The organism is Salipiger bermudensis HTCC2601, from assembly GCF_000153725.1.
In the GTDB taxonomy this organism is placed as follows: Bacteria; Pseudomonadota; Alphaproteobacteria; order Rhodobacterales; family Rhodobacteraceae; genus Salipiger; species Salipiger bermudensis.
Window position 1 is genome coordinate 31,705 of record NZ_DS022279.1, and the last position, 13,510, is coordinate 45,214.

The 13,510-nt window shown below is 70.0% G+C and carries 11 protein-coding genes; 3 read left to right on the forward strand and 8 right to left on the reverse strand.

Annotated features, from left to right (window positions below):
* Positions 1-12 precede the first annotated feature (12 nt).
* From R2601_RS24110 to R2601_RS24120, 3 genes are read left to right on the forward strand one after another with little or no spacing between them, the layout of a single operon-like run.
* Positions 13-294, forward strand: coding sequence for a sarcosine oxidase subunit delta (locus R2601_RS24110; protein WP_007803629.1), 282 nt, complete (start codon positions 13-15; stop codon positions 292-294).
* The gene (locus R2601_RS24115; RefSeq protein ID WP_007803630.1) at positions 291-3,233 is read left to right on the forward strand and encodes a sarcosine oxidase subunit alpha family protein; all 2,943 of its coding nucleotides are present in this window, start codon (positions 291-293) and stop codon (positions 3,231-3,233) included. Before R2601_RS24110 ends, R2601_RS24115 begins: the two co-directional genes overlap by 4 nt.
* Positions 3,226-3,786 carry a sarcosine oxidase subunit gamma gene (locus R2601_RS24120; RefSeq protein ID WP_007803632.1) on the forward strand — a complete coding sequence of 187 codons (561 nt, stop codon included), beginning with the start codon at positions 3,226-3,228 and terminating at the stop codon, positions 3,784-3,786. Before R2601_RS24115 ends, R2601_RS24120 begins: the two co-directional genes overlap by 8 nt.
* 195 nt (positions 3,787-3,981) lie before the next feature.
* Here R2601_RS24120 and R2601_RS24125 read toward each other — a convergent pair whose 3' ends face one another.
* From R2601_RS24125 to R2601_RS24160, 8 genes are all read right to left on the reverse strand, one after another.
* Positions 3,982-5,988: a HEAT repeat domain-containing protein gene (locus tag R2601_RS24125; RefSeq protein WP_007803633.1), complete on the reverse strand. Its 2,007-nt coding sequence runs from the start codon at positions 5,986-5,988 to the stop codon at positions 3,982-3,984.
* Positions 5,989-6,087: 99 nt separating this feature from the next.
* The gene (locus R2601_RS24130; protein WP_007803634.1) at positions 6,088-7,356 is read right to left on the reverse strand and encodes a BatD family protein; all 1,269 of its coding nucleotides are present in this window, start codon (positions 7,354-7,356) and stop codon (positions 6,088-6,090) included.
* Entirely contained in the window at positions 7,353-8,930 is a 1,578-nt protein-coding gene (locus R2601_RS24135; RefSeq protein ID WP_007803636.1) for a VWA domain-containing protein, read from the reverse strand. Before R2601_RS24135 ends, R2601_RS24130 begins: the two co-directional genes overlap by 4 nt.
* The gene (locus tag R2601_RS24140; protein ID WP_007803638.1) at positions 8,927-9,934 is read right to left on the reverse strand and encodes a VWA domain-containing protein; all 1,008 of its coding nucleotides are present in this window, start codon (positions 9,932-9,934) and stop codon (positions 8,927-8,929) included. Before R2601_RS24140 ends, R2601_RS24135 begins: the two co-directional genes overlap by 4 nt.
* Entirely contained in the window at positions 9,931-10,431 is a 501-nt protein-coding gene (locus tag R2601_RS24145) for a DUF4381 domain-containing protein (protein ID WP_007803640.1), read from the reverse strand. Before R2601_RS24145 ends, R2601_RS24140 begins: the two co-directional genes overlap by 4 nt.
* Positions 10,428-11,405, reverse strand: coding sequence for a DUF58 domain-containing protein (locus R2601_RS24150; protein ID WP_007803641.1), 978 nt, complete (start codon positions 11,403-11,405; stop codon positions 10,428-10,430). Before R2601_RS24150 ends, R2601_RS24145 begins: the two co-directional genes overlap by 4 nt.
* 10 nt (positions 11,406-11,415) lie before the next feature.
* Entirely contained in the window at positions 11,416-12,420 is a 1,005-nt protein-coding gene (locus tag R2601_RS24155) for an AAA family ATPase (protein WP_007803642.1), read from the reverse strand.
* Between the two features lie 22 nt (positions 12,421-12,442).
* Positions 12,443-13,414: an HAD family hydrolase gene (locus tag R2601_RS24160; protein ID WP_007803643.1), complete on the reverse strand. Its 972-nt coding sequence runs from the start codon at positions 13,412-13,414 to the stop codon at positions 12,443-12,445.
* Between the last annotated feature and the right edge of the window lie 96 nt (positions 13,415-13,510).

Consider the following 13,510-nt stretch of genomic DNA (forward strand, 5'->3'; position numbering starts at 1 on the left):
CCGAGGCGCGACATGCTGATCCCGCACCCCCTTCTTGGCCCCCGCGACGCGCAGGAGTTCACCTATCTCGGCGATGCCGCGCTGCTCGACCGGCCCGATGGCATGGCCGAAGGCGCCGAGGCGGCGTTTTTTGACTACACCTACCTGCGCGACAACCCCGCCGGGCTGCACCGCGAACTCTGGTTCCACGAGCAGGGCGACCGCTCGTGGCTGGTGGTCACCCGCGACACCGTCACCCACGAGATCGTCTCGGCCGAGCTCGCCTCGGACATCAAGCGGAGGGGCGGCGCATGACCCGGCTCACAGGCGGCCTGATCGACCGCAGCAAGACGCTCTCCTTCACCTTCGACGGCAAGACCTGTCACGGCCATCCCGGCGATACGCTCGCCTCGGCGCTCATGGCCAACGGCGTGCGGCTGGTCGGGCGCAGCTTCAAGTATCACCGCCCGCGCGGCATCTTCAGCGCCGGCTCCGAGGAACCCAACGCGCTCGTCACCCTGCGCAGCGGCGCGCGGGCCGAGCCCAACACCCGCGCCACCTGCGTGGAGCTCTACGACGGGCTCGAGGCCAGCAGCCAGAACCGCTGGCCGTCGCTCGGCTTTGACGCGCTGGCGGTCAACGACGCGCTGTCGCCGTTCTTCGCCGCCGGGTTCTACTACAAGACCTTCATGCAGCCCGCGGCCTTCTGGGAGAAGATCTACGAGCCGATGATCCGCCGCGCCGCAGGGCTGGGCCGGCTTGCCTCCGAGCCCGACCCCGACGCCTATGACCACGGCTTCCTGCATTGCGACCTGCTGGTGATCGGCGGCGGCGCAGCAGGGCTTGCGGCGGCGCTCACCGCCGGCCGCGCCGGGGCCAGCGTGATCCTCGCCGACGAGGATTTCCGCCTCGGCGGGCGGCTGCTCTCGGAGCGCCACGCGCTCGACGACGCCCCCGCGTCCGATTGGGTGGCCGAGGCCGAGGCCGAGCTCGAGAGCCTGCCCAGCGTGCGCATCCTGCGTCGGACCACGATCTTCGGCGCCTATGACCACGGCATCTTCGGCGCTGTCGAGCGGGTGGGCGACCACCTTCCGGTGCCGCAGACCGTGCGCCAGACGCTCTGGCGCATCACCGCGAAACGCAGCCTGCTCGCCGCCGGCGCCACAGAACGCCACATCCCCTTCGCCGGCAACGACCGCCCCGGCATCCTGCTTGGCGGCGCGCTGCGCGCCTATGCCAACCGTTGGGCGGTGACGCCGCAGGCCAAGCCCTCGGACCGCGTGGCGATCTTCACCAGCACCGATGACGGCCACCGCACCGCGTGCGACCTGCTGGCCCACGGCGTGCCGGTGCTCGCCGTCATCGACCCACGCCAGGACGCCGCGCGGCTTGGCGAATACCAGCTCTATTCCGGGGCACAGGTCACCGGCACGCAGGGGCGTCTGGGGCTGTCGTCGATCCAGGTCAGCCAGAACGGCCGCTCCGAGTGGCTCGAATGCGCCGTGCTCGGCGTCTCGGGCGGCTGGAACCCCAACCTGCACCTCGCCTCGCATCACCGCGGCCGTCCGCAATGGAGCGACGACCATCTCGCCTTCCTGCCCCCCGCCGAGATGCCCCCGGGCATGGGCGTCGCAGGCGCGGCGGCAGGCCACGGCAGCACCCATGCCACGCTCAGCTCGGGCGCGTCGACCGCGCAGGCGCTGCTCTCGGATCTGGGCCTGAGCGCCGCGCTGCCCGCCCTGCCCCGCGCCGAGGATACGCAGATGGCGCAAGGTGCGTTCTGGCACGTGCCGGGCAAGGGCCGCGCGTGGGTCGATTTCCAGAACGACGTGACCGTCAAGGACATCGCGCTGGCGCACAAGGAGAACATGCGCCCGGTCGAGCATCTCAAGCGCTGGACCACGCTCGGCATGGCCACCGATCAGGGCAAGACCGCCAACGTCACCGCGCTGGCCGTCATGGCCGAGCTTACCGGCAAGTCGATCCCGCAGACCGGCACCACGATCTTCCGCCCGCCCTACACGCCCGTCGCGCTCAGCGTGCTGGGCGGCGGCGACACCGGCAGCCATTTCCGCCCGCGCCGTCTCACGCCCACGCATCCCTTCGCGGAACAGCGAGGTGCGGAATTCGTCGAGGTTGGGCAATGGATGCGGGCGCAGTACTTCCCGCGAGACGGCGAGACCCACTGGCGCGAGAGCGTCGACCGCGAGGTGCTCGCGGTGCGCAGCGGCGTCGGGCTCTGCGACGTGACCACGCTCGGCAAGATCGACGTGCAGGGCGCCGATGCGGGCGCATTCCTGCACCGGATCTATGCCAACATGATGGGCACGCTGAAGGTCGGCAAGGTGCGCTACGGCCTGATGCTGCGCGAGGACGGCCTGCTCTACGATGACGGCACCTGTGCCCGGCTGGCCGAGGATCACTACGTGGTCACCACCACCACCGCCAATGCGGGCCTCGTCTATCGCCAGATGGAGTTCGCCCGGCAAGGGCTCTGGCCCGATCTCGACGTGCAGCTCATTTCGACCACCGACGCCTGGGCGCAGATCGCCGTGGCTGGGCCGAAATCGCGCGCGCTGCTGTCGCGCATCGTCGATGACACGGATCTGTCGAACGAAGCCTTCCCCTTCATGGCCTGCGCCGAGCTGACGATCTGCGGCGGGCTCAGGGCGCGGCTGTTCCGGATCTCGTTCAGCGGTGAGCTAGCCTACGAGATCGCGGTGCCGGCGCGCTACGGCAACGCACTGATGGCGCGGCTGATGGAGGCCGGCGCCGACCTTGGCGTCACCCCCTACGGCACCGAAGCGCTGGCGGTGCTGCGCATCGAGAAGGGCCACGCGGCGGGTGCCGAGCTCAACGGCCAGACCACCGCCGCGATGCTTGGCCTCGGCAAGATGGTGTCGAAGAAGAAGGACAGCATCGGCGCGGTGATGTCGCGCCGCGCGGCCCACGAGGCCGACACGCGCCGCCTCGTGGGGCTGATGCCGCTCGACCCGCAAGAGAAGATCCCCGCCGGCGCGCATCTCTTCCGCCCCGGCGACGCGCGCGACACCGCCAGCGATCAGGGCTGGGTCACCTCGGCCTGCTACTCGCCACATCTGCAAAGCCATATCGCGCTCGGCTACCTCGAAGAGGCAGAGGCGCGCATGGGCGAAGAGATCGTCGTCGCCAACCCGCTCGAGGGCGGGGAGTGCCTGGCCAGGATCGTCTCGCCGCATTTCATCGACCCGGAAGGAGAGCGTCTCCGTGCCTGATCTTGCCCCGCTGACGGCGCTTGGCGCCACCGAGCCGCGCCGCGCCACCCACGGCGCCCTCACCCTGGTCGAACGCCCCGACATCGCGCTGGCCTCGCTGGCGCTGCGCCGTGGCAGCCCCGCGCCGCAGCCCTTCGGGCTGGCGCTGCCGGAGGCCGGGTGCCTCACCGGCACGGACGGCTTCGACGTCTTCTGGACCGGCCCCGGCCAGTGGATGATCGCCGCTCCGGGCCGCGCCGACGAGGATTTCGCCGCGCGCCTCGCGCCCGTGGCCCCCGGCTGCTCGGTCACCGAGCAGACCGACGCATGGGTGGTCGTCGAGATCAACTCGGGGCGCGGGAGCGCGCCGCTGCTGGCGCTCGCCGAGAAATTGGTGAACCTGCCGCCCGCGTCGCTTGCCCCCGGCCGCGCCACCCGCACCGGCCTGCATCACATGAGCGTCTTCATCCTGCGCCCAGCCGAGGACCGGCTGGCGGTGATGGGCATGCGCTCTGCGGGGGCAAGCCTTTGGCACGCGCTCGACGATACCGCGAAACGGCGCGCCGCCGTGTAGGCAGCCCGCCCCACATCGCCGAAGACCCTGCGCCACCGGCAGGCCGGACGAGGTGTCGAACCGTACAGACGCATAGAACCCGGTCCTCATTCAGCAGGCCGAGGATTGCAGGTCCGTCGTCCCGCGTCTGTCTGGCACGGGCGAAACCTTGCACCTTCCCAACAACACCCGGCGCGCCCGAGCTCAGCTGCTCCCTCAGTCACCCGAGGGAGGAGGCAGCAGGTCCAGCGCCTCGCCGGTCAGTTCGCGGCGCATGATCTGAAGCGTCATGTCGCCCGGGTTGTGCTCCAGCGCCTGCTCAAGCAGCCTGCGGGCGCCACCTTCGTCGTCCGTCGCCGCCGCGATGCGAACCTGCATGACCCAGGCATCGACAAGCTGCGGATCAAGCCGCGTCACTTCCGCGAAGGCGCCCGAGGCGGCGGGCATGTTGCGCATCACGAGCGCCATGCCCCCCATCTGCAGATGCGTCTCGGGATAGTCGAGACGGCTGCCCATCGACGCCTGCCATTCCGCGAAGGCATTGCGCAGCGCCCGCTCGTAGCGCCCGGGCATGCTGGCAATCTGCGCGTCCAGCATGGATTGCGCTGCGGCCATGCGAACCGAGCGCACGGGATCCGACAGCGACTGCATAATTCGCGGCGCCCGCTCCATCGCAGGTGCAACGCGCTGCAGCTTCACCGCCGCGCTGCGCACCAGCGGATCGGGGTCGTGCAAGAGCTGTTCCAGCTCTGCCGCATCGGACGGATCACCGGCCTGCTCGAGCAGATAGATCGCCGTGGCGCGCACGATGCCCGCCATGTCGTCATCCAGCGACAGACCGCGCAGCTCCGGCGCGGCGCGCACCGGATCGCGCCGCCCGTGGGCGAGCACCTCGCCGTAATGCGGGCCGCGATGACGGCTGTCGGGAAACCACTCTTCAAGGGTTTCGGCGGCCCACTCCGGGCTCTGATCCTCGTGGCAGGTCGTGCAGGCATCCGGCGCGCCGGTCTCGGCGGCAAGGTCCGGGCGCGGGATCCGGAAGGAATGGTCGGCGCGCCAGTCATTGCCCATGTAGACGCGCTCGGTCATGTGGCAGGTCTTGCAGAGGGCCCCGGCCGAGCCCTCCGGGTGATGGGTGTGCTCGGGCCCGTCGAACACCTGCAACGGCAGCGAGGGAAACTCGGGATTGCCCGCCGGGCTGTGGCACTGGGTGCAGACCGCGTTGCCCTCGGCGATGAGCTCGGCCTCGTGCGGCAGGTGGCAGTTCGAGCAGCTCACTCCTTCCGCGTACATCTTCGACTGCAGGAACGAGCCGTAGACATAGACCTCGTCAAGGATCTGCCCGTCCGCCTCGTAGGACCCTTCCCGCAGCAGCGAAAGATTGTAGGTGTCGTGATAGGGCGTTCCGGGCACCGGGTTGCCCTCGAGAAACGGCTCGCGGCGGGAATGGCAGCTGGCGCATTGCTCGATCGCCTGCGCGGGCTGCGACATGTCCACGGTAAAACCGTAAGCCGCGGGCGGCGCCTCCTGGGTCGTCTCGAAGCGCTCGGCCCAGTCCAGATGCGCGCTGCCGGGGCCGTGGCAGGCCTCGCACCCGACCCCGATCTCGACCTGCGTCGAGTCGAAACGACGGGTCTGTGCGTCGTAGTTCGCCTCGAAACCGGTCGCGTGGCAGGCGGCGCAGCGGCTGTTCCAGGTCTTGTAGGGCCCGGTCCAGTGCAGCCCGTCATCCGGAGCATAGTTCTGCTCGGGATAGAGATGAAACCAGTCGCCTGTCTCGGTGTCCCAGACCACATCGAAGCTCTGCAGCCGGCCGGGCTCTGTCTCCAGAACGTATTGCTGCAGCGGCTCGACGCCGATCACGGAATGCACCTCGTACTCCGTGGTCACCTGGTCGCGCTCGGTGACGCTGACGAGCGCCTTGCCCTCGGGCGAGAGGGAAAAGCGCGCATGCATGTCCCCGAGACGGAACTCGGTGCCATCGAAATTCGCCCTGATGTTGTCAGCGGTGGCATCTGTCCAGGCAAGGGCATGGTGGGAGTCTTCCCAGGCCTCCCCGGCCTCGGTGTGGCACGCGATGCAGCGTTCGGAACCGAGGTAGTCCTGCGCGACGGCAGGCGCCGCGATGAGGAAGAGCAGAACAGCAGCGAGGCTGTGCAGGGCGCGGCGGAGGAACTCGGACCGGCCGCTGGCCCCTCTGGGCTTGCAATGAAGGGCTGTCATGTCTTGAGACGAAGTCCCGAGGCCCCGGGGGCGCGGACGAATGGTCTTTGGCAAAATGTCATTCCAGTAGTATGTTCAACTTGCAGCACAAAAGAAAGGCTATGACGCGCCTCTGGGATTGAGAGGCGGAAGCGTGTCGTACGCGCCAACGCGCCGCCCTTTGGGGCGTGCCTCGTTGAGCGCACCCTGCAAGGCGGTCCAGGCTTCGCCGTCTGTCGTTGTCGGGCCACCCCCGTAGCGCTGAGCACCAAGCGCCAGCAGCGCCGCCTCGACCCTGGCGGAGCGGCGAGGATCGGGGCCGTCGACCCGACCCGCCCAGAGATCGAGCGCCGGGCGCAGCGCCGCGTGGTCCCGCCGCGCGATCACCTGGCGCAGCATCCGCCAGGCATGGTCTTCCGAGGCCAGCACTTGCGCGCGCCGCCGTGCCCTGTGCCGCGCCAGCGCCGGCAGCAGGCGCCGCACAACGAGTATCACGAGCGTCAGCCCCAGCACCACCGCCGCCGCCAGCAGCGCGACCCGGCGCGGATCGAGCGGTTCCGCCCGGCCCGGCGCAGGACCGTCGATCTGGAGCTCCAGCCCCGGCACGGTGGCGGTTTTCACCGCGCCCTCGTCGGTGTCGTACCAGTCGAGGCTGACCGGCGGCAGCGCACCGCCGCCGCCCGCCTCGGCAAGGTAGGTCACGCTCTCAACGCGGCTGCCGCTGGGCACGCCCCTGTCGTCCTGCTCGGAGAGCTTCGGCGCATCGGGGTACGCCGCGACACCAGCCAGGTCGACCATGTCCAGAAGCGGGGGCAGGAACATCGGCGAGGCCCCCTCGACCCGCGCGGTGACCTGCCGCTTCAGGCTGTCGCCGGGCACCATCGCGGCGGGATCGCCCTCGATCTCCTGCTCGAGGCTCAGATCGGCGGCGGCGATGAAGGGATCGAGCCCCTCCGCCCCTTCGGGCACGACACCGGCAAACGAGATCGCCTCGGTGGTCAGGGTGGTCTGCCGAACGTCACTGGCCTCGAGATCCTGCCAGGTCACCACGACCTCCTGCGGCGGCAGCGTCATCGGCCCCGGCACCATGGGCGAGATGCGGTAATGGCGCGACACGCCGGACCATGTCTCGCCGTCGATCCGCTCCGAGACCGGGCTGGTCGAGCGCGACGGCAGGCGCACCAGGAGGTTCGGCGTCTCGAGGCTCGGCCAGACCGGCGGCTCGGGCATGAAGGTCGGGACAAGCACGGTCAGGCGCAGGCTGAGCGGCTGACCCGGCACCGCCTCGGTCTCGGGGAAATCGACCGTGAGCCGCGGCTCTGCGGCGGTGTCCTGCGCCGCCGCCGGCAGCGCCCACGTCACAAGCAGGACCAGCAGCAGCCGGATCATTCGCCCTCCTCCGCGGGCGCGGCATCCGCATCTTCCGCGGGCGCATCCTCCGCAGGCGCCTCGGGGGGCGGCGCCGCGGCCTCGAGGGCAAAGCGCATGCGCAGGAAATCCCCGGTGCTGGTGTCGACGGTGGTCATCCACTGGTCCGCCGTCAGCAGCCCCTCGCCTCCCGCATCGCCCTGCGGCCGCAGGGTCTCTTCGCCCTGCCCGCTTTCGTTGTCATAGACCTCTTCATCGGCCCCGATGCCGCGATCCTCGCCGGTATCCGAACCTGCCTGTTCGGCCTCGACATAGGCCACGATGCGTTTCGCGGTCTCGAGGTTTTCGGCGGCGCCGGGATAGTCCGGATCGCGGGCCAGCGCCGTCTCGAAGGCGCGCACCCCGTCGCGGTAGTGCCTTCCCTTGATCTGCGCCATGCCCTGGATCGACGCCGCCTGCGCGGTCTCGACCCGGTCCAGCACCAGCACGGCATCGTCATACTGTCCGTCGCGGTAGAGGGCATAGCCGCGCCACAGCGGGTCGACGAAGAGATCGGCCGCTCGCTCGTAATCCTTGCGGTCAAAGGCGATGCGGCCCTGCTGGTCGGGCGTCAGGAACCAGTCGGCGATGCCATCGGCGCGCGCGCCCTGCGGCATCAGCAGCGCCAGCGTGGCGAGCGCCGCCCACCGCATCGTCCAGCCACGGCGGAACCACAGCAGCAGGATCAGCGCGGCAGGCCAGGCCAGCCAGTGGGCGCGATCCTCCCAGGGCTGCGCGACATCGTCGAGCTGCGCGCGGCGATAGGCGGCGTTGAGCAGCCCGTCGATCCTGCGGATGTCGGAATCGTCGGGCGTCACCGCGACCACCGGCGCCGAGAGCGAGTCGAGCCCGCGGTCGCGGCTGCCTTCGGGGCGCGTGGCCAGCACCGCCAGCGGCGCCGCGCTGGCGTCGAGCGCCGCCACGTCCGCCGGATCGACGCTGTCGGTGACGAAGAGCACGCCGCCCGGAGCGTCCTCATCGGCGAGCATCGCCTGGGCCAGCGCCAGCGCCTCACCGGCAACCGCGCCCTCGCGCGGCATCACCTCGGGGCTCAGCCCCTCGAGATAGGGCACCATGACCTGTGGATCCTCGGTCATCGGCAGCACCACGTGGGCACTGCCTGCATAGGCCACCAGCGCCGTGCGCGCGCCGGCGCGCAGCTCGAGGAAATCGCGGATCTTCTGCTTGCCGCGCTCAAGCCGCGAGGGCGGCAGATCGGTCTGTTCCATGCCTGGCGTCACCGCAAGCACGATGACCGCAGGCGCCGATTGCGCCGCAAAGGGATCGACCTGCCGCGACCATGTCGGACCGGCCGCACCGAGCGCCGCGAAGATCAGGATCGCGGCGGTGCTGTCGATCGGGGTCAGCCGCCGGCGCTGCGCGCGCCCCACGGTCAGTGCCTCGCGCAGATGCGGGGCGATGCCCTCGGCCTGCATCCCGTCGCGCCGCAGCGGCCGGCGCACCCACCACCAGAGCGCAAGCGTCGCCGGCACCATCAAAAGCCAGAGCGGGCGCAGGAAGTGGAACGCCTCGAGGAACAGCGCGAAATCGGTCATGCGGGCTCCTCCGACAGGCGCGCGGCGCGGTGCCGCCGCCGGCTGCGCAGCTGCAGATACAGGACCGTGAGCCCGCCCAGCAGCGCCGCCAGCCCCATCGGGATCCAGGCCAGCGGCTGGCGCGGTCGGAACGACAGCGTCTCGGTTTCGCGCGGCGCCAGTTCGTCGATACGGTCATAGACCGCTTCCAGAGAGGCCGCGTCCTCGGCAAAGAAATACTGCCCGCCGGTGCGCTGCGCGACCTCCTTCAGGGTGGTCAGGTCGACGCGGTTCTCGCCGGTCGCATCCGGGTCTCCGACGCCGATGGTGTAGATCTCGACGCCCCGGTCGGCGGCGATCTCGGCGGCGTTGACCGGGCTCATGCGGCTGGCGGTGTCCGAACCATCCGACAGCAGGATCAGCAGCCGCTGGTCGATCTCGCTGGTCTCGAAGGTACGGATCGAAAGCCCGATGGCATCGCCAAGCGCCGTGTGCGGCCCCGCCATACCAACCTCGGTGCGGTCGAGCAGCGCGATGATGGTCTCGAGATCGTCGGTCAGCGGCGCCTGCAGATAGGCGGAGGTGCCGAAAACGATCAGCGCCATGCGGTCGCCCTCGCGGCCAGAGACGAAGGCGCGCACCACCTCGCGCACCCCGGACAGCCGCTGGATACGCTCTCCCTCCGGCGTGGCGAAATCGCGCGCGTCCATCGAACCCGAGATGTCGATCGCCATCACCACGTCACGGGCGGCGTTCTCGATGGTGATCGGTGCGCCCACGCGCTCGGGCCGCGCCAGCGCTAGGACCAGCAGCCCCCAGCACAGCACGGCCGAAATCCCCGAGAGCTTCGGACGCGACAGCACCAGCGCCCCGGCGCGTGGCGCGGCCCCCGCGGCGGCGGCGGTGCGGCGGAAGAACGGAAAGCGCAGCGCGCTTTCGCGCTCGCGATGCGGCGGCGCGAGACGCCAGACCAGCAGCGGAAGCGGGAGCAGCAGCAGCAGCCAGGGCGCGGCGAGCGAGATCATGCGGTGCCCTCCCCCGCCGCGCCGGGGCGATGGGTCCTGATCCAATGCGCTGCCGCCTGGCGCAGCTCGGCGGAGGGCGCCGCATCTGGGCTGCGGTAAGGGGCGCGCCGCAGCTCCTCGCCCGCGGCATCGGGAAAGTCGCCCTTGCCGCTTCGCGACAGAAAGGCGGTCCAGTCGCGGCCGGTGAGCGAGGCCACCTCGGCGCGCGGATAGGCCGCCAGCGCTGCCCGGCGCAGGATCGCCGCGAGCTCGGCGGCGGTTGCCGCCTGCGCCAGTGCCGCGAGCGCCGTGCGGCGATAGGCGTTGGCGATCCGGTGCCGATGCCAGCGCCAGAGCCCGGCCACCAGCAGCGCCAGCAGCAGCGCCGCAAGAGCCGCCCAGCCCCATGTCTGCGGCACCATCGGCACCGGCAGAGGCTGCGGCGGCTCGATCAGCTGGCCGATCAGCGAGACCAGACTTTCGGGCGCCTCGCCCTGCGGGATCTCATCCTCGTTCATCGCGGTCCGAGCCCCAGCAGGCGCCGCATCTGCGGCAGCGTCTCCTCGCCCGCCGAGAGCGGCAGGATCGGCATCCCGAAGCGGCGTTGCCAGTCGAACACCTCGGCCAGCCGTCCCGTCGACATCTCGACAAGCGCCCGGCGCGTGGCCGAGGCACTGGTGTCGATCTCGGCCTGCAGTTCCCCATCGGTGACGACAAGGCGCATCCCGGCGGGCAGCTCTCCGGCGCTGGGGTCGGTGACCGGCACGAGGATCAGGTCGTTGTGCCGCGCCAGCGCCGAGACAATGCGGTCGGTCTCGGCGTCGAGGCCGTCGAAATCGCTCAGCACGATGATCAGGTGGTTGCGGCTGGCGATGCGGGCCACCGCGCGAAGCACCTGCGTAAGCCCGATGGGCGCCGTGTTCGGCGCCTCTGCATGAAGCAGCCCGTTGGCCTCCGACAGCGCGGTGAGAAAGCGGTTGAGCGCGCCGCGGCTGCGCTGCGGTCGGATCTCGGCAATCACTTCGTCGCCGAACACGATGCCCCCCACCCTGTCGCCCTGATCGAGGATGCGGAACGCCGCCATCGCGGCGGCCTCGGCGGCGGTGACCGATTTCATCGCGCGGCGGGTGCCGAAGAACATCGACATGCGCTGGTCGACGACGATCAGCGCCGGGCGGTCGCGCTCTTCCGTCATCACCCGGACGTGGGGGCGCCCGGTGCGGGCGGTGACCTTCCAGTCGATGCTGCGGATGTCATCGCCGGGCAGGTAGTCGCGCAGTTCCTCGAAGTTCAGCCCGCGCCCGCGCAGGCGCGAGGCATGCCGTCCGTTGAGCACCGATTGCGCCGGCTGGCGCGGCAGAAAGCTGAGGCCGCGCGCCGGACCCTCAAGGCTGCGCAGATAGGCCAGATCGGTGTGGATGCGCGGATCTGCCGAGACCTGCGGGGCCTTCGGCAGGGTGCCGGTGCGGATGCGGGCGGCGCGGTCCTTCATCGATCCTCCCTCAGGGCAGCGCCACCTGCCGCACGATCTCGGCCACCACCGCATCGGGGCTGATGCCCTCGCCCTGCGCCTCGTAGCTGAGACCCAGACGGTGGCGCAGCACGTCGGCCACCACGGCGCGGATGTCCTCGGGATCGACGTAATCGCGGCCCGCAAGCCAGGCATGGGTGCGGCCGCACTTGTCGAGCGCCAGCGAGGCGCGCGGGCTGGCCCCGACCTCGATCCAGCGCTTGAGGTCGTCGCCGAAGGCCGAGGGCACGCGGGTGGCGTTGACCAGATCGGCAATGTAGCGCTCCATCTCTGGCGCGACCTTCAGCGCGGCGATCTCGCGGCGGGCGGCAAACACCGCGTCCTGCGGGATCGGCGCCGGCGGCTCGGTTGCGTGTGCACCCGCCCCGGCCTGCGCCGCGGCTTCCTCGGCGCGCACCAGCCGGATCACCTCGACCTCGTCCTCGACAGGTGGATAGGTGATGTTCACATGCATCAGGAAGCGGTCCATCTGCGCCTCGGGCAGCGGATAGGTGCCCTCCTGCTCGATGGGGTTCTGGGTCGCCATCACCATGAAGAGCGGCTCCATCCGGTGGGTGGTGCCCGCCACCGTCACCTGCCGCTCCTCCATCGCCTCGAGCAGCGCCGCCTGCACCTTGGCGGGCGCGCGGTTGATCTCGTCGGCGAGCACGAGATTGGCAAAGATCGGCCCGGCCTCGAAGCGGAACTCGCCGCCGCCCTCGCCCTGGTAGTAGACCTCGGTGCCGGTGACATCCGAGGGCAGCAGGTCGGGGGTGAACTGGATGCGCGAGAAATCGCATTCGAGGTTGCGCGCAAGCGCCTTGATCGCCCGGGTCTTGGCAAGGCCCGGCAGGCCCTCAACCAGCAGGTTGCCATTGGCGAGCAGGCCGATCAGAAGCCGCTCGATCACCTCGCGCTGACCGATGATCGCCTCGCCCATGCGGTCCCGCAGCGCCTCGATCTGCGCCCGCGTGCCGCGTTCGGTCATGCCTTCCATACCGTCTCTACCTTTCCGAGCGTCAGTCCGACGGGAACACCTTACCCCAATCCTGGGCCATGTCGACGATGGTCCAGCCGCGCTCCGGCCCCTCGTCGAGCCCGCGGTTCAGCTGGCCCACATGGCTGTCGCGGTCATAGGCGAACTCGCGCTCGGCATCGGTGTGATGCACCAGCATCCCGAAGCGCGCACCCTCGCCGCTCGTGGTGTATTCAAGCATGGCGAAATCGCCGTCGGAATTGCCGGCGGAGAAGATCGGGCGCTGGCCGATATGGCGGATGATGCCCACCGGCTTGCCCTCCTTGTCGTCGACGAAGCTGATGCCGCCTTCCTTGCTAAGCTGCGGCACGCCGTCGACCACCTCGTAGCTGGTGTTGCCCTCGGTGCCGACCACCTGCCACGGCGGGATGCCATAGGCCTCGTCGGCATAGGCGCGGATGAAGTCGATGCCGCCGCCCGAGACGATGTAGGTGGTGAAGCCCTCGTCGCGCAGGTAGCCCAGCAACTCGAGCATCGGCTGGTAGACCATCTCGGCATAGGGCAGCCCGGTCGCGGGATGGGTCGCGGTGGTCAGCCAGTCATAGGCATCGGCCTGGAAGGCGTCGACGGTCGTGTTCGCATGCGAGACGTTGATGACCTCGAGAAGCCCCTCGACCCCGCCGGCCATGACGGTGTCCATGTCGCCCTCGGCGGCGGCGGTGAGGATGTCCGAACTCAGGATCGAGGGATCCTCGGCGGCCTTTTCCTTCAGCACGTCGATGGCGTAGAGCGCCTGGAAATAGGCCGGCTGCTCGCTCCAGAGGCAGCCATCGTTGTCGAAGGTCGCGATGCGGTCCTGCACCGGCACGAAACTGTCTGAGTCCGGGTCGGTCACGGTCTCGACGAACTCGATGATGCTGGCCTTCGTGTCGGTGTCGTTCCACGACGGCAGCGGATCGGCATGGGCAGTGGCGGCGATCAGCGCCAGACAGCTGGAGGCGGCAAGCAAACGCATGGCAAAAGACCTTTCGAAGACAATCCAGGTGGTCGATGTCGGGCCGGCCCGGCGCATGTCACGCCGGGCTGGCCGCCTTTGTCGTCACGCTCTGGC